The organism is Actinocatenispora comari (genome assembly GCF_017312725.1).
GTDB classification, from domain to species: domain Bacteria; phylum Actinomycetota; class Actinomycetes; order Mycobacteriales; family Micromonosporaceae; genus Actinocatenispora; species Actinocatenispora comari.
The window spans coordinates 140,156-154,699 of the sequence record NZ_BOPO01000150.1 but is presented as its reverse complement, the minus strand read 5'-3'; the positions used below and the strand labels follow the sequence as shown (position 1 = coordinate 154,699).

Sequence of the window (14,544 nt, the reverse complement as noted above, 5' to 3'; positions counted from 1 at the left end):
GTGACAGCTGACGAGCCGCGGGTCGCCGTGGTCAGCGGTGGCTCCCGGGGGATCGGCCGGGCGGTCGTGCAGCGGCTGGCGCGGGACGGCTTCGACGTGGCCTTCTGCTACCGGTCCCGGGCGGACGAGGCGAAGCAGTTGCAGGAGCTCGCGGCCGAGTCCGGCTCGCGGGTGGTGGCCACGCAGGTCGACGTGACCGACGCGGCCGCGGTGCGGCGCTGGTGCGACGAGACCGAGGACTCGCTCGGCCCGATCGAGGCGGTGGTCACCTCGGCCGGGATCGTGCGGGACAACCCGCTGCTGCTGATGGCCGACGAGGACTGGTCCGACGTGCTGCGGGTCAACCTGGACGGGGTCTACAACGTCTGCCGCTCCGTGATCTTCGGGATGATGAAGCGCAAGCGCGGCTGCGTGGTCAACATCTCGTCCGCCGCCGGCGTCTACGGCAACCCGACCCAGTCGAACTACTCGGCCTCGAAGGCCGGGATCATCGGGTTCACCCGGTCGCTGGCCAAGGAGGTCGGCCGGTACGGGATCCGGGTGAACGCGGTGGCGCCCGGGTTCATCGAGACCGACATGACCGCCGAGCTGACCGAGCAGGTACGCAAGCGCATGCTCGGGATGATCGCGCTGAACCGGTTCGGCACCGTCGAGGAGGTCGCCGACTTGGTCGGGTACCTGGCGCAGCCGCGCGCGGCGTACATCACCGGTGCGGTGCTGCAGATCGACGGTGGCGTCACCATCTGAACTGGAGGCTCCGTGTCCCGTCCCCGGTGGTACTTCTCGCTGCGCAGCCCGTACTCCTGGCTGGCCTACCGGGATCTGCTCGACCGCCATCCGGAGGTGTTGGGCGAGGTCGAGTGGATCCCGTTCTGGGAGCCCGACGAGGACTTCACCCGGCTGCTGGCCGAGACCGACGACGAGCTGCCGTACGTGCCGATGTCGCGGGCCAAGAGCCTCTACATCCTGCAGGACGTACGGCGGCTGGCCGCCGAGCGTGCGCTGCGACCGGCGTGGCCGGTGGATCGCGCACCGCACTGGGAGGTCGCGCATCTGGCCTACCTGGTCGCCGCGGAGCGCGACGCCGGCCCTGCCTTCGTCGACGAGGCGTACCGGGCGCGCTGGGAACGCGGCGACGACCTCAGCGACCCCGGCACGGTCGCGGCGCTCGGCGACCGGATCGGGGTGGACGGGGCGCTGCTGGCCGGCGCGGTCCACGATCGACGGATCCGCCGGCGCGGGCTGGACTGTCTGCGCTCGGCCTGCGCCGACGGCGTGTTCGGTGTGCCCTACTTCGTCACCGGCCACGACCGGTACTGGGGCGTGGACCGGGTCCGCCCGTTCGTCGCGGCGCTGCACCCGTCGACGCCGGCCAAACCGGAAACGAGCCCCGAGCCGGCCACGAGGCCCGAGCAGGGCACGAGACCTGATCCGGACACCAAGCCCGAGCCGGACACCGGCGCGGCCGTCCTGGTCGCCGCCGCAGCGGGTCCGGACGCCGGGCACGCCGGCGGCTGCGGCTGACGCCGCCGGCGGGGCCGCTATGCCTTGCGGGACATGGTGATCACCAGCAGGGCCACCGCTGCCCCGAGCACGACGCACAGCGGTGAGTAGAGGACGAGGTTCCAGCGCACGAACTGCGGTACGGCGCCACGGTTGAGCAGTGGACCGGCGAAGCCGCGGACGAGCAGGACCAGCGCGACGACGCCGGCACCGATGCGGTAGAGCCAGTCCGGCGCCAGCACGGTCGGTGCGACACCGGCCGCGGTCAGGGTCAGGTAGCCGGCGGCGAGCAGCAGCACGCCGACCGCGACCGTCGCCGGCCACGGCGGTACCGCCATGTCCTCGCCGCCGCCCAGCACGTTGTCGACGAAGCCGCGTGCCGACCGGAACGGCCACGGGTTGAACGCCCAGTTGACGTGCAGCGCGCCGATCAGGGTGAGCACCGACGCCACGGTCACACCCAGCACCGTCTGCCACATGGTTGCCCTCCCGAGCCGTACCGTCATCTCTCTCCCTGTCCGGCCGGCGCCGTGTCCACCAGCCGCGCAGCCGGCCGTTGCGCCAGTACGACACTGTCCACGGTCATCGCGGTCTCGCCGCCCACCGTGGTGTCACCGGCGAAGATCATGGTGTCGCCGATCCGGCGCACCAGGCTCACCCGGTGTTCGAGCAGCTCGCCCGGCCGTACCGGGCGGGCGAACCGGATGCCGGTCGCGCTGCCCAGCATCATCACCAGCCCGCGGCGTACGTCGGTGTTCGGCCGCTCGGCGGTGGCCAGCACGGCGGCGGCCTGGTTCCACGACTCCAGCAGCAGCGCCGGTGGGTAGGCCAGGTCGTCGTCGGTCAGCGGGGTGCGGAGCCGTTGGTACCAGGGCTCGGCGAAGCTGACCGCCTTCACCGCCCGTACGTGCTGATCGGGTACCAGCTCCAGGACCCGGTCGATGAGCAGCATCCCGGCCCGGTGCGGGATCCGTGCCACGATCTGCGGAACCGACATCGTCACGGCGTGCCCCCCGGGTAGCGCAGCCGGATGCGGGCCGACTCGCCGCGCGGGGTACGGGCGGTGACCCGAACCTGCCAGTCGTCGCCGCCGCGCAGCTCGGCCTCGAACGTCAGCACGTCACCCGGGTAGGCCGGACCGGTGAACCGCGCCGACTCGACCGCCGCCAGCTGGCCGGCGCCGAGGTGGTCGCCGAACGCCGCCACGGCGCTGCGGTGCGCGCACTCGATCAGGCACACGCCGGGAAAGATGGGAAACCCCGGGTAGTGCCCCTGGAAGACGAGTTCGGCCGGATCGAGGGTCAGCTCGGTGACGGCGCGGGCGCGCGATCGCCCGTCACCGGCCGATACCGACCGTACGACGAGCTCGGCGGCCACCGCCCGGCTCGTGCCCTCGACGACGCCCGGGGTGCTCATGCCGTCGACATCTTCTCGGTCAGGATGCGGAACGCGGTGTCGAAGTTGTTGATGCGTTTGAACTCCGACTCGGCCAGCTTGAAGCCGTACTTCTTCTCCAGCCGCACCATGATCTCCAGCGCCATCAGCGAGTCCACGCCGAGGTCGTCGATGAAGTCCGCGGTGTCGGTCACGTCCTCGACGTCCACGTCGAGCGCGTCCGCGACCAGCGCGCGAACCTCTTCCCGGTCGAGCTGAGTGGTGGTAGCCATCTCGTCACCCTTCTTCGCATTCGGTCTGTCGAATCGCAGCACCAGTAGTTCCCTTGCCTGCCCGCCGTCGGTCACGCCCGGCCCTCCCGGTGTCGAAGCAGCGCGCAGCCGACCACGCCGTCGACGTCGACGGTGGTGACCAACGCGACCCGGGCCGCCGGATCCGCCGGTGGCGCCGCGAGCACCGCGGCCAGTTGCAGTGCCCCGGTCGCCGCCCCCGCGTCGCCGATCAGTTCGGTGGTACGGATGACCGCCGGCCCGTGCTCGCCGACCAGGTCGGCGAGCGCCGCCTCCTCCTGCTTGCCCGGTACCGAACCGGGTTGGCTCGGCGCGACCACGCCGATGTCGGCCGCGCGGATGCCGGCATCGGCCATCGCGCGGTGCAGGCAGGCGGCGAGCGCGGACCGCACGTCGCCGTCGTGGCAGACGCCCAGCCGGATCGCCAGCACGTCGGCCTGGCCACGCTCCGCGGTGTCCGGCGGCTCCAGCAACAGCACGGCGCAGCCCTCGCCGAGCCGGTGCGCGTCGCCGCCGGCGTAGCGGTCCAGCCGGGTGCGCCAGGGCGACGCCTCCTCGGTGGCGCCGCACAGCACCGCGCTGGCCCGCCCGGCCTGCTGCAGCCGGCGGGCGTAGCTCAGCGCCGACAGCGCCGAGGCACGGCCGCCGGCGATCGTGGTGTTCGGGCCGGTGAGCCGGTGCCAGATCGCGCACTGGCCGGCCGCGCAGTTCATCACCGTGTTCGGGAAGCGGGCCGGATCGACGAAGTACGGCCGCTCCTCGACCAGCGAGTCGCGGGTGAAGTCCATCATCGACTGCACGCTTCCGGTGGTGGTGCCGAGAACCAGGGCGGTGCCCGGGCCGAACGCGGTGCCGCGGCCGGCCCGCTCGTCGGCGAGTTGCCCGATCGCCGCGACGGCCAGCGCGGTGGTCCGGTCCATCGACCTGGTTCCCTTGCGCCCCAGCACCTCCCGCGCCGAGAAGCCGGGTACCACCACGCCGGGCAGGTCTGGTTCGCTCGCGCCGGCGGCGACCGCGCGCCCGGCCCGGATCCCCTCGACGAACGCGGTCCGGCCCACGCCGTACGGGGAGACCGCCGACCATGCGGACACCACCGGCATCGTCCGGGCGCTCACGACGCCGCCTCCGCCGACACCGGTACCGCCCGGCCGCGTTCCGCGCCGCCGGCGTCGATGCGGGTCAGCGTCACGTTGCCCTCCGCGGCGCAGCCGACCACCAGGCACGGGCCGGTGCCGGTCCGGAGCGCGTCGGCGACCGCGCGCACCGCGTCGAGGCAGCCGGCGCGGGTGGGCAAGCGGAGCACGGGGTCGTAGCCCAGCGCGGCGAGGCAGTCTGCCACCGCGTCGGCGACCGGCGAGGCCTCGGCGACGAGTCGTACCGGCAGCGGCTCCGCCGGGCCGGGTATCGACGCGGCGATGATTCGCCCGGCCCGCGCGGTGCCTCCGGTGAGCTCCGGCGACAGGTAGCAGCCGCGCACCGTGCATCGCCCGTACCAGCGGCCGCCCCGGTCGGCGACCGCGCCGGCCCGCTCGAAGTACAGCGCCACCGAGCCGTCCGCGGACCGCCGCGCCGCGGGCTCGGCCGGCGGCAGCGGCTCCTCGGTCGCGCCCGCGAGCAGCACGTCCGCCCGGCCGCGCGCCACCGCGCGCAGCCCGCACTGCATCGCCTCCAGGCCGGCCACCGTCGGGCTGTGCAGGGCGAGGCTGAAGCCCCGCGCGGCGTGTTCCATCGCGACCCGGCCGGCGACGAGGTTGACCGAGAAGTACGCGGCCGACGCCGGGCTGAGCAGGTCCGCGCCGTGTTCCAGCACGGTACGGTCGAACTCGTCCTGGATGCGGGCGGTGGCGTTGTTGCAGCCGATCGCGACGGCGCGCCGCTCCTCGGGCACGGTCGCCATGGTGGTGCCCGCGTCGGCCAGCGCGCGTTTCGCCGCGGCCAGCACGTACTGCCCGGACCGCGGCAGGTACTTGTAGCTGCGCCGGCCCAGCTCGACCCGGTGGTCGAACCAGGACTCGTCGGCGGCCTCCGCCGGCGGCAGCACCGCACCGATACCGGAGACCACGAGGTCGTTGTCGCGCAGTGGATCCATCACTCGCCCCCCGCCACGATCAGGGACATGTTGTTGCCGCCGAACGCGTACGCGTTGACCATGCCGGTGCGGCCGGGCAGCGGGGTGCGGTCGGCCGGCAGCAACACCGGGCAGTCCGGGTCCGGTTCGGCCACCGGAACGTTGGGCGGCAGCCAGCCCTGCTGGCAGAACAGCACCGCCGCGGCCACGGCCAGCGCCGCGGACGCGCCGCCGGTGTGCCCGATGAGCGCCTTCAGGCTGTACAGGGGGATCTTCGCCAGCCGGTCACCGAACACGGTGGCCATGGCGACGCTCTCGGTCGCGTCGTTGCGTTCGGTGCCGGTGCCGTGCGGGACGAGGAAGTCGATGTCGTCGGGCGTCGCGCCGGCGTCGTCGAGGGCGGCGCGCATCGCCCGGGCGATCTGGGTACCGGTCGGGTCGGGTGCGGTGGCGTGGTGGCCGTCGCAGCTCCAGCCGGAGCCGAGCAGCCGGGCCAGCACCGGCGCGCCCCGCCGGTGGGCGTGCTCGGCCGACTCCAGTACCAGGCAGCCGGCGCCCTCGGCGAGGATCGAGCCGGCGCGGTGCCGATCGAACGGCCGGATCCCGTTCGGGTCGAGCGCGCCCAGCCGGTTGAAGCAGGCCAGCGCGACCCGCGAGTACGTCTCCATGCCCCCGGCGACGACCACGTCGGTCTCGCCGGCGGCGATCATGTCGGCGCCGATCGCCAGCGCGTACCCGCTGCCCGAGCAGGCGTTGCTCAGGCTCACCGCCCCACCGTCGGCGCCGAGGTCGGCGGCGATCGCGGACGCGGCCGAGAACACCGGCACCCACCGCGACCGCTGCGGGTACCCGTCGGTACGCCACCGCTCGACCACGTGCACGTCGGCGACCGAGCTGCCGATCAGGACCGACACGCGGGTGTCCGGGTCCGGTACCAGGCGGGCCGACCGGGTCGCCTGCCGGGCGCTGTCGAGCGCCAGCAGGTTCGCCCGGCCGACCGGGAGGCCGAGGGCCTCGTCCGGTCCGGGCGGCAGCTGCTCGTCCGGGAGCCGGTAGAACAGCGGTACCGGCACGCGCGCGCCCGGATCCGCGATCGGCTCCGGGGGCGCGTACCGCACCTCGGCCATGCCCCGGGAGAGGGCGTCGACACCGATGCCCAGTCGGCTCGCCGCACCCAGGCCGGTGATCACCACGTCGACCATCGCATCCTCCTCACCGCCGGGTTTTCGGTCGGCGACCAACGATCCGCTCAGCGAGACCCGGGTCCGGCCAGCGCGCGGTGGACCCGGTCGTCGAAGTCGACCAGGCTCCAGTCCCGGCGGTTCCGGATCCGGGCGTACCCGTGGGTGATGGTGCCGGTGGCCATCCGGCGCAACGCACCGTCCCGCAGCACGTAGCAGTCCATCGTGGAGCGGTAGGTGAAGTCCTTGAACACCTCGTCGACCGTGTAGACGGTGTAGAGGTCCTCCTCCATCAGTGCCTCGCCGAGGATCCTGATCGCCGAGTGCGGTACCACCGGGATCCACTGCCGGTCGGTGAGCATGTCCCGGATCGAGATGCCGCGGTCGGCCAGGAACAGGTCGACGACCTCCTCCAGCTGCCGCAGGTACCCGGACAGCTGCAGCCGCTCGCTGAAGTGGCAGTAGAAGTAGGGGATCCGCCACTTCCAGCCGAACGCGTTGCGGTCCGCCAGCAGCGGCGCGAGAACCGGGTCGTCGGTGCCGCCGCGACCGTCGGCCAGCCGCGTCCCGCCGGGCGGCGGTACCGCGACGTCGACCGGTTCGCCGGCACCGAGGCTGTCGGCCACGTGGCCGGCCAGACCGCCCGGCACCGGCGGCGCGTCGGTGGCGTCGTCCGCCCGGCGCAGCCGTACCGCCACCTTGGAGCTCGCCGCCCTGATGGTGGCGCCGTCCCGCTGCTCGACCTCGATGCCGACCCGGAACCGCAGCGCACCACCACCGTCGCCGTCCACCGGCCGTACCGTGACCCGGGCGGGGTCGTCGGCGTGCAGCGCGGTCAGCACCCGGGTGTCCAGCTCGACCAGGTCCAGGCCGACCCCGTACTCCTCGTAGAGATCGCGGGCGGAGACGCCGGCGCTGCGGAAGTGCGCGAGCACCGCCTCCTCCACCAGGTAGTTGACGTGCTTGAAACCGATCCAGGTACAGATGTTCGTGCCCTCGTAGCGGGGCGTCAGCAGCACCGTGCTGTCGGTCTCGCGGACCGCCTTGCCGGCGATGTCGGTCGGGCTCGAGGTCATCGGCCGTGCTCCAGTCGGTGAGGTGAGGTGGTCGGGTCGCCGCCCCGGGCCGATGCGCACAGCAACCCGATCTGGGTCGCCAGCCGGTCCGGAGCCTCCAACATCGGAAAGTGGCCGCAGCCGTCGATCAGGTGCAGCGTGCCGGCGGGAAGCCCCGCGGCGAGCGCGGCGCAGCCGTCCGGCGGCGCCGCGAAGTCCCGGCCGCCGCCGACGACCAGGCACGGCACCGTGCACCGGTCGAGCGGCAGCAGCGGCATCCGCAGGAACGTCTCGAAGAACCGGACCCAGGCGTACGGCCCGATCCGGTCGCGCAGGTAGCGGGCCATGTCGGCCCGCGTCTCGGCGGTGGTGCGGTGGCCGGCCCGGACGCGGATGCCCTCGGCGAGGATCTGGTGGAAGTTGTCCAGGTAGTACGAGAGCACCGACCAGTCGAAGTCCGCCGGCCGGGGCCGGAAGAACGGCGCCACCAGCACCAGCCCGCCGATCCGGTACCGGGTGAACGGGTCGGCGCCCGCGGCCAGCCGCTGCCCGATCAGGTCCAGCAGCACGATCGCGGACAGCGAGTGCGCGACGACGACGCAGCCGTCCCCCGGTACGGCGTCGAGCGCGTCGGCGATCCAGCCGGTGAGGTCCCGGCGGTGGCTCCAGTCCGCGACCCCCTCGCCGCGCCAGGGCAGCCGTGCCGTCCACACCTGCTCGTCCGGGCCGAACTCGGGCAGCAGCGGCTCCCAGACCGCGTCGCTGTCGGCGAGGCCGTGCAGCAGCAGGATCGGTCGCCCGGACCGGTCGGTCGCGCCGCGCCGGCACACCACGCGTACCGGCGCGTCGTCGGCGGCCGGTGGCGCCGGCCTGGTGACGGGCGAGGTCATCCGGCCGCCGCCACGGTGTGCCCCGCCGGAGCGGTGCGGGCCGGCACCGCTCCGGCGGGTCGCAGTTCGAGTACCGCGGTGCCGGCGCCGTGCCGCGATCCCGCGACGGCACGCACGGTACCGGCGTCGGCCCGGACGGCCGCCACGACGCACTGGAGTACGCCGGTGGCGGCCGCGCTGTCGGGGATCCGCGTCACCGCACCGGTGAGCGGCTCGTCGGCCAGCCCGTCCGGCAGGCACCAGCTGGTCTCGGGCGGCTCCGGCCCCAGCTCGCGCAGGCACCCGGCCAGGTCGGCGGCACGGACGTACCGGCCGAGTTCGGCGCGCGCCGCGATCCCGCGCGCGGCGGCCGGCCCGGCCGCTTCGACCACCACGGCAGCGGCACCATCGAAGTGCGGCCCCGGCCCGAGCAGGCGGCGTACCACCTCGTTGTCGGTCTCGACGCCGACGACCACGGCGAGCTCGGCGCGACCGGCGGCGATCAGGCGGGTGGCCCAGCGCACCGCGTCCAGGCCGGACGGCGCCCCGTTGCAGACGGTCAGGTTCGGCCCGCGCAGGCCGAAGCGGATCGCCACCGACGAGGCGATGACGTTGCTGGAGGCGTTGGGCAGATCCATCGGGCTGGTTCCGGAGACGCCCTCGGCACCGATGGTGTCGGCGACCCGGCAGACCGTGTCCAGGTTGCCGAGGTTGGACGACACCACGACCGCGACCGACTCCGGGTCCACCGTCGGCCCGTCCTCGGTGAGTACCAGCGCGTCGGCCAGGGCGTCTCGCGCGGCGCACAGGGCCAACTGGGTCGCGCGGTCCTTGTACCGCAGGCCGCGCCGGCCGAGCCGGGCCGCCGGATCCACCGCAGGCGCGGTCGGTTGCCAGCCACCGGTGCGCAGGTCGGCCGGATCGTCGACCCCGGGTACGGCCAGGCCGACGCCGGTGATCGCCATGCCGGGCCGGGTCTGCGGCGCGGCGCTCATGGCCGCCGCTCCAGGATCGCGACGGCGTTGACCCCGCCGAACCCGAACGCGTTGACCTGAGCCACCGACATCGCGACCGGGCGTTGCGCCGCGCCGCCCGCGAACCGGAACGACAGTGCCGGCTCCGCCGGGTCGTCCAGCCCCGGTGTCGGCGGAACCAGACCGGAGCGCAGCGACTCGGTCGCCACCACGACGCCGAGCAGTCCGGACGCGCCGGAGGTGTGCCCGGTCATCGACTTGATCGCGGTCATCACCGGGGAGCCGACGTGCTCCCCGAAGGCGGCCGTCATGGCGGCGGACTCCGCGTCGTCGTTGAGCACGGTACCGGTGCCGTGCAACAGAACCAGGTCGACGTCGGCGGCCTTGAGACCGGCGGCCCGGTGCGCCTGCGTGATGGCGGCGGCGATTCCGCGCGGATCCGGTGCGGTGACGTGGGTGGCGTCGCAGTTGAGCCCGACCGCCCGCAGCCGGACGAGTGGCGCCGGTTCGTCGCCGTCCCGATCGCGGCGCAGCACGACCGCGGCGGCGCCGTCACCCATCAGTACGCCGCGGCGGTTGCGGTCGAACGGCCGCACCCGGTCCGGTGGCTCCTGGTTGAACCGGTCCAGCAACCCGAACATGCTCTCGGTCAGCACGTCGACGCCGGCCACGACGACGGTGTCCGCCTCGTCCGCGTCGATCAGGTCGGCGCCCAACGCGAGCGTGTGCAGCGACGCCGAGCAGGCGTTGGCGACCGTGTGCACGTCGGTCGCGCCGAACCGTTCCCGCAGCGCGGTACCGAAGTGCAGCCGGGTGGCATCGACCCCGAGGCCGTCCCGCCACCACAGTTCGACCGACCGGAGCTCGCGCAGCCCGGTACCGACCAGGACCGGCACCGCGGCGAGGTCGTCGCCGATGCCCGCCTGGCGTACCGCTTCCGCGATCGCCGTCTCCAGCAGGTGGGTGGCACGGTAGGGCAGATCGGTACCCGGGGCGCGGTCGGCGACCTCGTAGGCCGAGCGCGCCCGGTACCGGCTCGGGTCGAAGCCGACGAGCGGACGCAGCCCGCTGCGGCCGGCGCACAGCGCGTCGAAGGTCTCCGCGACGGTGCCACCGACGCTGCACACCGCGCCCATACCGGCGATCCGGGCGCTCATCGGACGCTCCCGAACACGACCACGGCGTTGTTGCCGCCGAACGCCAGCCCGTTGTTCTGCACCACCCGCAGCTCCGCGTCGATCGCCTCGTTCGGTACGCAGTCGAGGTCGCACTCCGGGTCGGTACGCACATGGTTGATGGTGGGCGGGATGAAGCCGTCCGCGATGGCGAGCGAGCAGCCGACGGCGGCCAGCGCGGACGCAGCGCCCATGGTGTGCCCGATCATCGACTTGATCGACACGGTCCGGGGCGGCGCCTCGCCGAACACCTGGTGGATGGCCCGGCTCTCGGTGACGTCGTTGGCCCGGGTACCGGTGCCGTGCGCCGAGATGAAGTCCACCTCGGCCGGTTCGATGCCGGCGTCGGCCAGCGCCAGCCGCATGCACCGCGCCACGCTGTCCAGGTTGGGCGCGACCTGGTGGTCGGCGTCGCAGTTGAGCCCGTACCCGAGGACCTCCGCGTAGATCCGGGCACCGCGGGAGCGGGCGGAGGCCAGCGACTCCAACAGCAGGATCCCGGCACCCTCACCGGTCAGGATGCCCTGCCGCTCGGCGTCGAACGGCTGGCAGCGCGCCGGCGCGATCGTACCCAGCCGGTAGAACCCGGCGAACGTCTTGCGGCACAACGCGTCCGCTCCGCCGCACAGCGCGAAGTCGACCTCGCCGCTGCGGATCGCGTCGCAGCCGTAGCCGATGGCGTAGTTGCCGGCGGCGCAGGCGGTGGCCAGCGTGACGGTCTCCGCGTCGACCAGCCCGAGCTCGTGCGCGATCGCCGTCGACAACCGGCTCGCCGGTATCCGCCGGGCGATCGTCGCGGTACCGGACGTGCCGCCGCCGGCGACCGTCAGCTCGGTGAGCCGGTCCAGGTCGCGGGACTCGCCGTCGGTGGTACCGACCGAGACCAGGAACCGTCGCCGGGTGTCCTCGTCGCGCAGGCCGGCGTCGACGACCGCCATCCGGGCACCGGCGGCGGCGAACTCGGTGGCCCGGCCGAGTTTACCGCCCCGGAACCTGGTCAGCCACGCCGCCGGGTCGAAACCGGTCACCTCGCAGCCCACCGAATGCGCGAACCCGGTGGTGTCGAAGGCGGAGATCGGTCTGGCTCCGCTGCGGCCCGCCCGCAGGCTGGCGCCGAACCGGTGGGCGCCGATGCCGACGCTCGACACCGCGCCCAGGCCGGTGACGACGACCCGACGGTCCGCGTTCCTGGTCGTCGCCATCGTCGCCACCTCGGTTCGTCGCTCGTCGGCCGGTCAGCAGGTCGGACGACCGGTCACCCGTTCGCGGCCTCGGTCAGTACCGCGTGGATGCCCTCGAGGTTGACCATCCGGGACAGCTCGGCCTGGTCGATGACGACCTTGAACCGCTTCTCCAGCGAGGCGAGGATCTCGATGGCGCGCAACGAGTCCGCGCCGTGGTCCTCCTTGAACAGGCTGGTCTCGGTGACCTCGTCGGGTTCGATCTCCAGGATGTCGCAGACCAGGTCCTTGATCGCGGTACGCGTTTCGGCATCCATCGTGAGTGTCGGCACGGCCAACGACCTCTCTGGTCTCCTGGCGGCGGCGCGTTCGCCCGCTCGCCAACGGATGAGGGATGGCTGACGGTAGGCAGCCCACGACACCGACCACAACGGTGCTGGCAACATGCTGCCGGCCGGGTGACCGCACGGTGACCGGCGCTCACGCTCCGGCGTCGAGGTGCGGAACCCGCGGTCACTTACTGCCAGCATCCGGGCCGCTACCCCTCGCGCCGGTACAGTCCGGCCGGGTACGGGCGTACCGCTGTCGACATTCCCCGGGAGCAGTTGATGACCTCGCCGCAGCTCACCCAGAACAAGTGGGACTTCTCGTCGTTCGCGCAGAGCGTCCGCTCCCTCGGGTTGGACGAACCGAGCATCGCGGACTCGCCGGTGGGGCCGACGATCGTGTCCCGGCAGGAGATCACGAACTTCGCCGCGGTCAACTTCCTCAACCTGCACAACCGCCCGGACGTGATGCAGGCCTTCTGCACCGGCGCCCAGCGGTACGGCCTGGCCATCGGCGGCTCGCGGTTCACCGCCGGGCAGGGCCTCACGTACGCCCACCAGGAGATGGAACGCGGGATCGCCGCGCTGGCCGGCCGGCAACGCGCGGTCAGCTTCGCCAGCGGACTGCTCGCGAACATCGGGTTCTGCCACGCGATGACGCACAGCCTCTCGGTGACCAAGGGCGTCGAGATCGACAACACCGACGTCGTGTTCGTCCTCGATCGCGACAGCCACTGGAGCCTGTGGAAGGGCCTGGAACACCTCACCTACGGCGACCGGCTGTTCTCGTTCAAGCACAACAACTGCGCCGACCTCGACCGGGTCCTGAGCGACCTGTCCGGCAAGCGCGTCGTCGTCGTGTTCGAGAGCGTGTACTCGGTGGACGGCTCGGTCGCGCCGATGAACCAGCTCATCGACGTCTGCGAACGGCACGGCGCGATGAGCTACGTCGACGACGCCAACGGCTGGCTGGTGTACGGCCCGTCGCACCGGCCGTTCGCCTTCGAGTACACCGGACTGAAGCGCGCGACGTTCGTCATGGTGTCGATGAAGAAGGCGGTCGGCCTCGAAGGCGGCGCCATCGTCGGCTCCGACGACGACATCCTGATGCTCGAGACCCACTCCGGCACCGCCGCGTTCACCGCCGCCATGCTTCCCCCGGCCGCCGCAGCCACCAGCTACATCATGAAGTTGCTGACCGTCGACGAGCCCGAGATCGTGGACACCTACCTGAGCAAGGTGGTCGACTTCCGCAAGAAGCTGATCGACGCCGGTCTGCCGATCAACGACACGCCGACCTTCTTCACCTCGATCCAGGTCGGCGACGAGCGGACCTCCATGGCGCTGCGCCGGGCCTGCTTCGCCCGCGGCTACCAGGTACCGTCGTTCAGCTACCCGGTGACCCGGCGCAACCAGGCGGTGCTGCGGCTCATCCTGAACAACGGGCACACCGACGAACACATCGACGGCCTGATCGAGACCCTCACCGATCTGCGCCGCGTCTACCCGTTCGGCACCGACCCGACCACCCCCGCCCCGGCCGTCGGCACCCGCCCGCGGTAGCCGCCCCCTTCCGCTCCGGCCGCGCCCGCCAGCCACCGCGGGCGTGATGCCAGCCGGCAACCCCCACTCCGTCAGCGGCAGGGTCGCGCCGGCATCGTGCGTACACGCGTCGAGCGCCCAGGCTCCAAGTCGGCTGTATTGTGTCAGGTGTATTGCAATGCGCCGTCGAGGGGAAGCGCGCATGCCGAAACAGGTGGACCAGCACGAGCGCCGGGACCGGATCGCCCGAGCGCTGTGGCGCGTCGTCGATCGGGACGGAATCCTGCAGCTGTCGCTGCGAGACGTCGCCGCCGAGGCCGGCATCTCGCTCGGACAGCTGCAGCACTACTTCCCCTCGCGGGCGGAACTGCTGAACTTCGCCGTGGACCTGGTCTCCGAGCAGACCGCCGGTCGGGTCACCCGGCGGCTGCACGAGCTCGGCGACGCCCCACATCCCCGCGACGTGCTGCGGGCCCTGCTGGTCGAGATGCTGCCGTTGGGGCCGGACGCCCGGACCGCGAGCCGGGTACAGGCGGCGTACGTGCTGACCGCGCTGCACGACGACGATGCCCGCAGCAGGGCGCGCGACGGCCTGCGGCACGGTCGTACCCAGGTCGCGAAGCTGGTCCGGCGAGCCATCGCCGACGGCCACATCACCGCCGACCGCGACCCGACCGTGGAGACGAACCTGCTGCTTGCCCTCACCGGCTTCACCCCGCTCCTCGAGATGGGCGTCCTCCGGCCCCGCGACGCCCTGACGGCGATCGACCAGTACCTGGACAGGCTGTTCGCCCCGTCACCGACACCCGGATGATCCGCCGGTCCGAGGGGCATTCGTCGAGCGGCGGCTCGGGTCGGCTGGAGAGTTCGGGACGAACCGCCGCGCGGTACGCGTGGGAAGCGGCAGTTTCACGCCGAGTGGCCGGCGACGAGCTGCCCGGAAACCCGCCGCGCGGCCCGCGGCAAACTCGTTTGCGTGGTGTGC

At 72.8% G+C, this 14,544-nt stretch carries 17 protein-coding genes; 4 read left to right on the top strand and 13 right to left on the bottom strand.

From position 1 onward, the window contains the following. A complete protein-coding gene (fabG, locus tag NUM_RS36200; protein ID WP_207129442.1) occupies window positions 1-747 on the top strand; it encodes a 3-oxoacyl-[acyl-carrier-protein] reductase in 747 nt (248 codons plus the stop codon). A gap of 12 nt (window positions 748-759) precedes the next feature. Beyond that, window positions 760-1,524: a 2-hydroxychromene-2-carboxylate isomerase gene (locus NUM_RS36195; protein WP_207129441.1), complete on the top strand. Its 765-nt coding sequence runs from the start codon at window positions 760-762 to the stop codon at window positions 1,522-1,524. Window positions 1,525-1,541: 17 nt separating this feature from the next. Here NUM_RS36195 and NUM_RS36190 read toward each other — a convergent pair whose 3' ends face one another. From NUM_RS36190 to NUM_RS36130, 13 genes are all read right to left on the bottom strand, one after another. Then, window positions 1,542-2,009 carry a DUF3995 domain-containing protein gene (locus tag NUM_RS36190; RefSeq protein ID WP_207129440.1) on the bottom strand — a complete coding sequence of 156 codons (468 nt, stop codon included), beginning with the start codon at window positions 2,007-2,009 and terminating at the stop codon, window positions 1,542-1,544. Further along, complete coding sequence (locus NUM_RS36185; RefSeq protein WP_207129439.1) at window positions 2,006-2,500, bottom strand: 3-hydroxyacyl-ACP dehydratase FabZ family protein; 495 nt, start codon at window positions 2,498-2,500, stop codon at window positions 2,006-2,008. The genes NUM_RS36190 and NUM_RS36185 overlap by 4 nt, the downstream gene beginning before the upstream one ends. 2 nt (window positions 2,501-2,502) lie before the next feature. Then, window positions 2,503-2,919 (bottom strand): 3-hydroxyacyl-ACP dehydratase FabZ family protein, encoded by a 417-nt coding sequence (locus tag NUM_RS36180; protein ID WP_207129438.1) that lies wholly within the window; start codon window positions 2,917-2,919, stop codon window positions 2,503-2,505. Next, the gene (locus NUM_RS36175; protein ID WP_207129437.1) at window positions 2,916-3,170 is read right to left on the bottom strand and encodes an acyl carrier protein; all 255 of its coding nucleotides are present in this window, start codon (window positions 3,168-3,170) and stop codon (window positions 2,916-2,918) included. The genes NUM_RS36180 and NUM_RS36175 overlap by 4 nt, the downstream gene beginning before the upstream one ends. 71 nt (window positions 3,171-3,241) lie before the next feature. Beyond that, window positions 3,242-4,303, bottom strand: a complete 1,062-nt coding sequence (locus NUM_RS36170; RefSeq protein ID WP_207129436.1) for a beta-ketoacyl synthase N-terminal-like domain-containing protein — start codon at window positions 4,301-4,303, stop codon at window positions 3,242-3,244. Next, entirely contained in the window at window positions 4,300-5,277 is a 978-nt protein-coding gene (locus NUM_RS36165) for a beta-ketoacyl synthase N-terminal-like domain-containing protein (protein ID WP_207129435.1), read from the bottom strand. Before NUM_RS36165 ends, NUM_RS36170 begins: the two co-directional genes overlap by 4 nt. Beyond that, window positions 5,277-6,458, bottom strand: a complete 1,182-nt coding sequence (locus tag NUM_RS36160) for a beta-ketoacyl-[acyl-carrier-protein] synthase family protein (protein ID WP_207129434.1) — start codon at window positions 6,456-6,458, stop codon at window positions 5,277-5,279. The genes NUM_RS36165 and NUM_RS36160 overlap by 1 nt, the downstream gene beginning before the upstream one ends. A gap of 47 nt (window positions 6,459-6,505) precedes the next feature. Beyond that, the gene (locus NUM_RS36155; protein ID WP_207129433.1) at window positions 6,506-7,513 is read right to left on the bottom strand and encodes an acyl-CoA thioesterase family protein; all 1,008 of its coding nucleotides are present in this window, start codon (window positions 7,511-7,513) and stop codon (window positions 6,506-6,508) included. After that, window positions 7,510-8,382 carry an alpha/beta fold hydrolase gene (locus NUM_RS36150; protein WP_207129432.1) on the bottom strand — a complete coding sequence of 291 codons (873 nt, stop codon included), beginning with the start codon at window positions 8,380-8,382 and terminating at the stop codon, window positions 7,510-7,512. The genes NUM_RS36155 and NUM_RS36150 overlap by 4 nt, the downstream gene beginning before the upstream one ends. After that, window positions 8,379-9,356: a beta-ketoacyl synthase N-terminal-like domain-containing protein gene (locus tag NUM_RS36145; RefSeq protein ID WP_207129431.1), complete on the bottom strand. Its 978-nt coding sequence runs from the start codon at window positions 9,354-9,356 to the stop codon at window positions 8,379-8,381. Before NUM_RS36145 ends, NUM_RS36150 begins: the two co-directional genes overlap by 4 nt. Continuing rightward, complete coding sequence (locus NUM_RS36140) at window positions 9,353-10,492, bottom strand: beta-ketoacyl-[acyl-carrier-protein] synthase family protein (RefSeq protein WP_207129430.1); 1,140 nt, start codon at window positions 10,490-10,492, stop codon at window positions 9,353-9,355. The genes NUM_RS36145 and NUM_RS36140 overlap by 4 nt, the downstream gene beginning before the upstream one ends. Further along, window positions 10,489-11,712 carry a beta-ketoacyl-[acyl-carrier-protein] synthase family protein gene (locus NUM_RS36135; protein ID WP_207129429.1) on the bottom strand — a complete coding sequence of 408 codons (1,224 nt, stop codon included), beginning with the start codon at window positions 11,710-11,712 and terminating at the stop codon, window positions 10,489-10,491. The genes NUM_RS36140 and NUM_RS36135 overlap by 4 nt, the downstream gene beginning before the upstream one ends. Window positions 11,713-11,765: 53 nt before the next feature. Next, a complete protein-coding gene (locus tag NUM_RS36130; protein ID WP_308440610.1) occupies window positions 11,766-12,023 on the bottom strand; it encodes an acyl carrier protein in 258 nt (85 codons plus the stop codon). A 276-nt stretch (window positions 12,024-12,299) separates the two neighbouring features. Between NUM_RS36130 and NUM_RS36125 the strand changes: the two genes are divergently transcribed. Further along, window positions 12,300-13,580, top strand: coding sequence for an aminotransferase class I/II-fold pyridoxal phosphate-dependent enzyme (locus NUM_RS36125; protein ID WP_207129428.1), 1,281 nt, complete (start codon window positions 12,300-12,302; stop codon window positions 13,578-13,580). A 181-nt stretch (window positions 13,581-13,761) separates the two neighbouring features. Continuing rightward, window positions 13,762-14,373, top strand: a complete 612-nt coding sequence (locus tag NUM_RS36120; protein WP_207129427.1) for a TetR/AcrR family transcriptional regulator — start codon at window positions 13,762-13,764, stop codon at window positions 14,371-14,373. The last annotated feature ends 171 nt before the right edge of the window (window positions 14,374-14,544 follow it).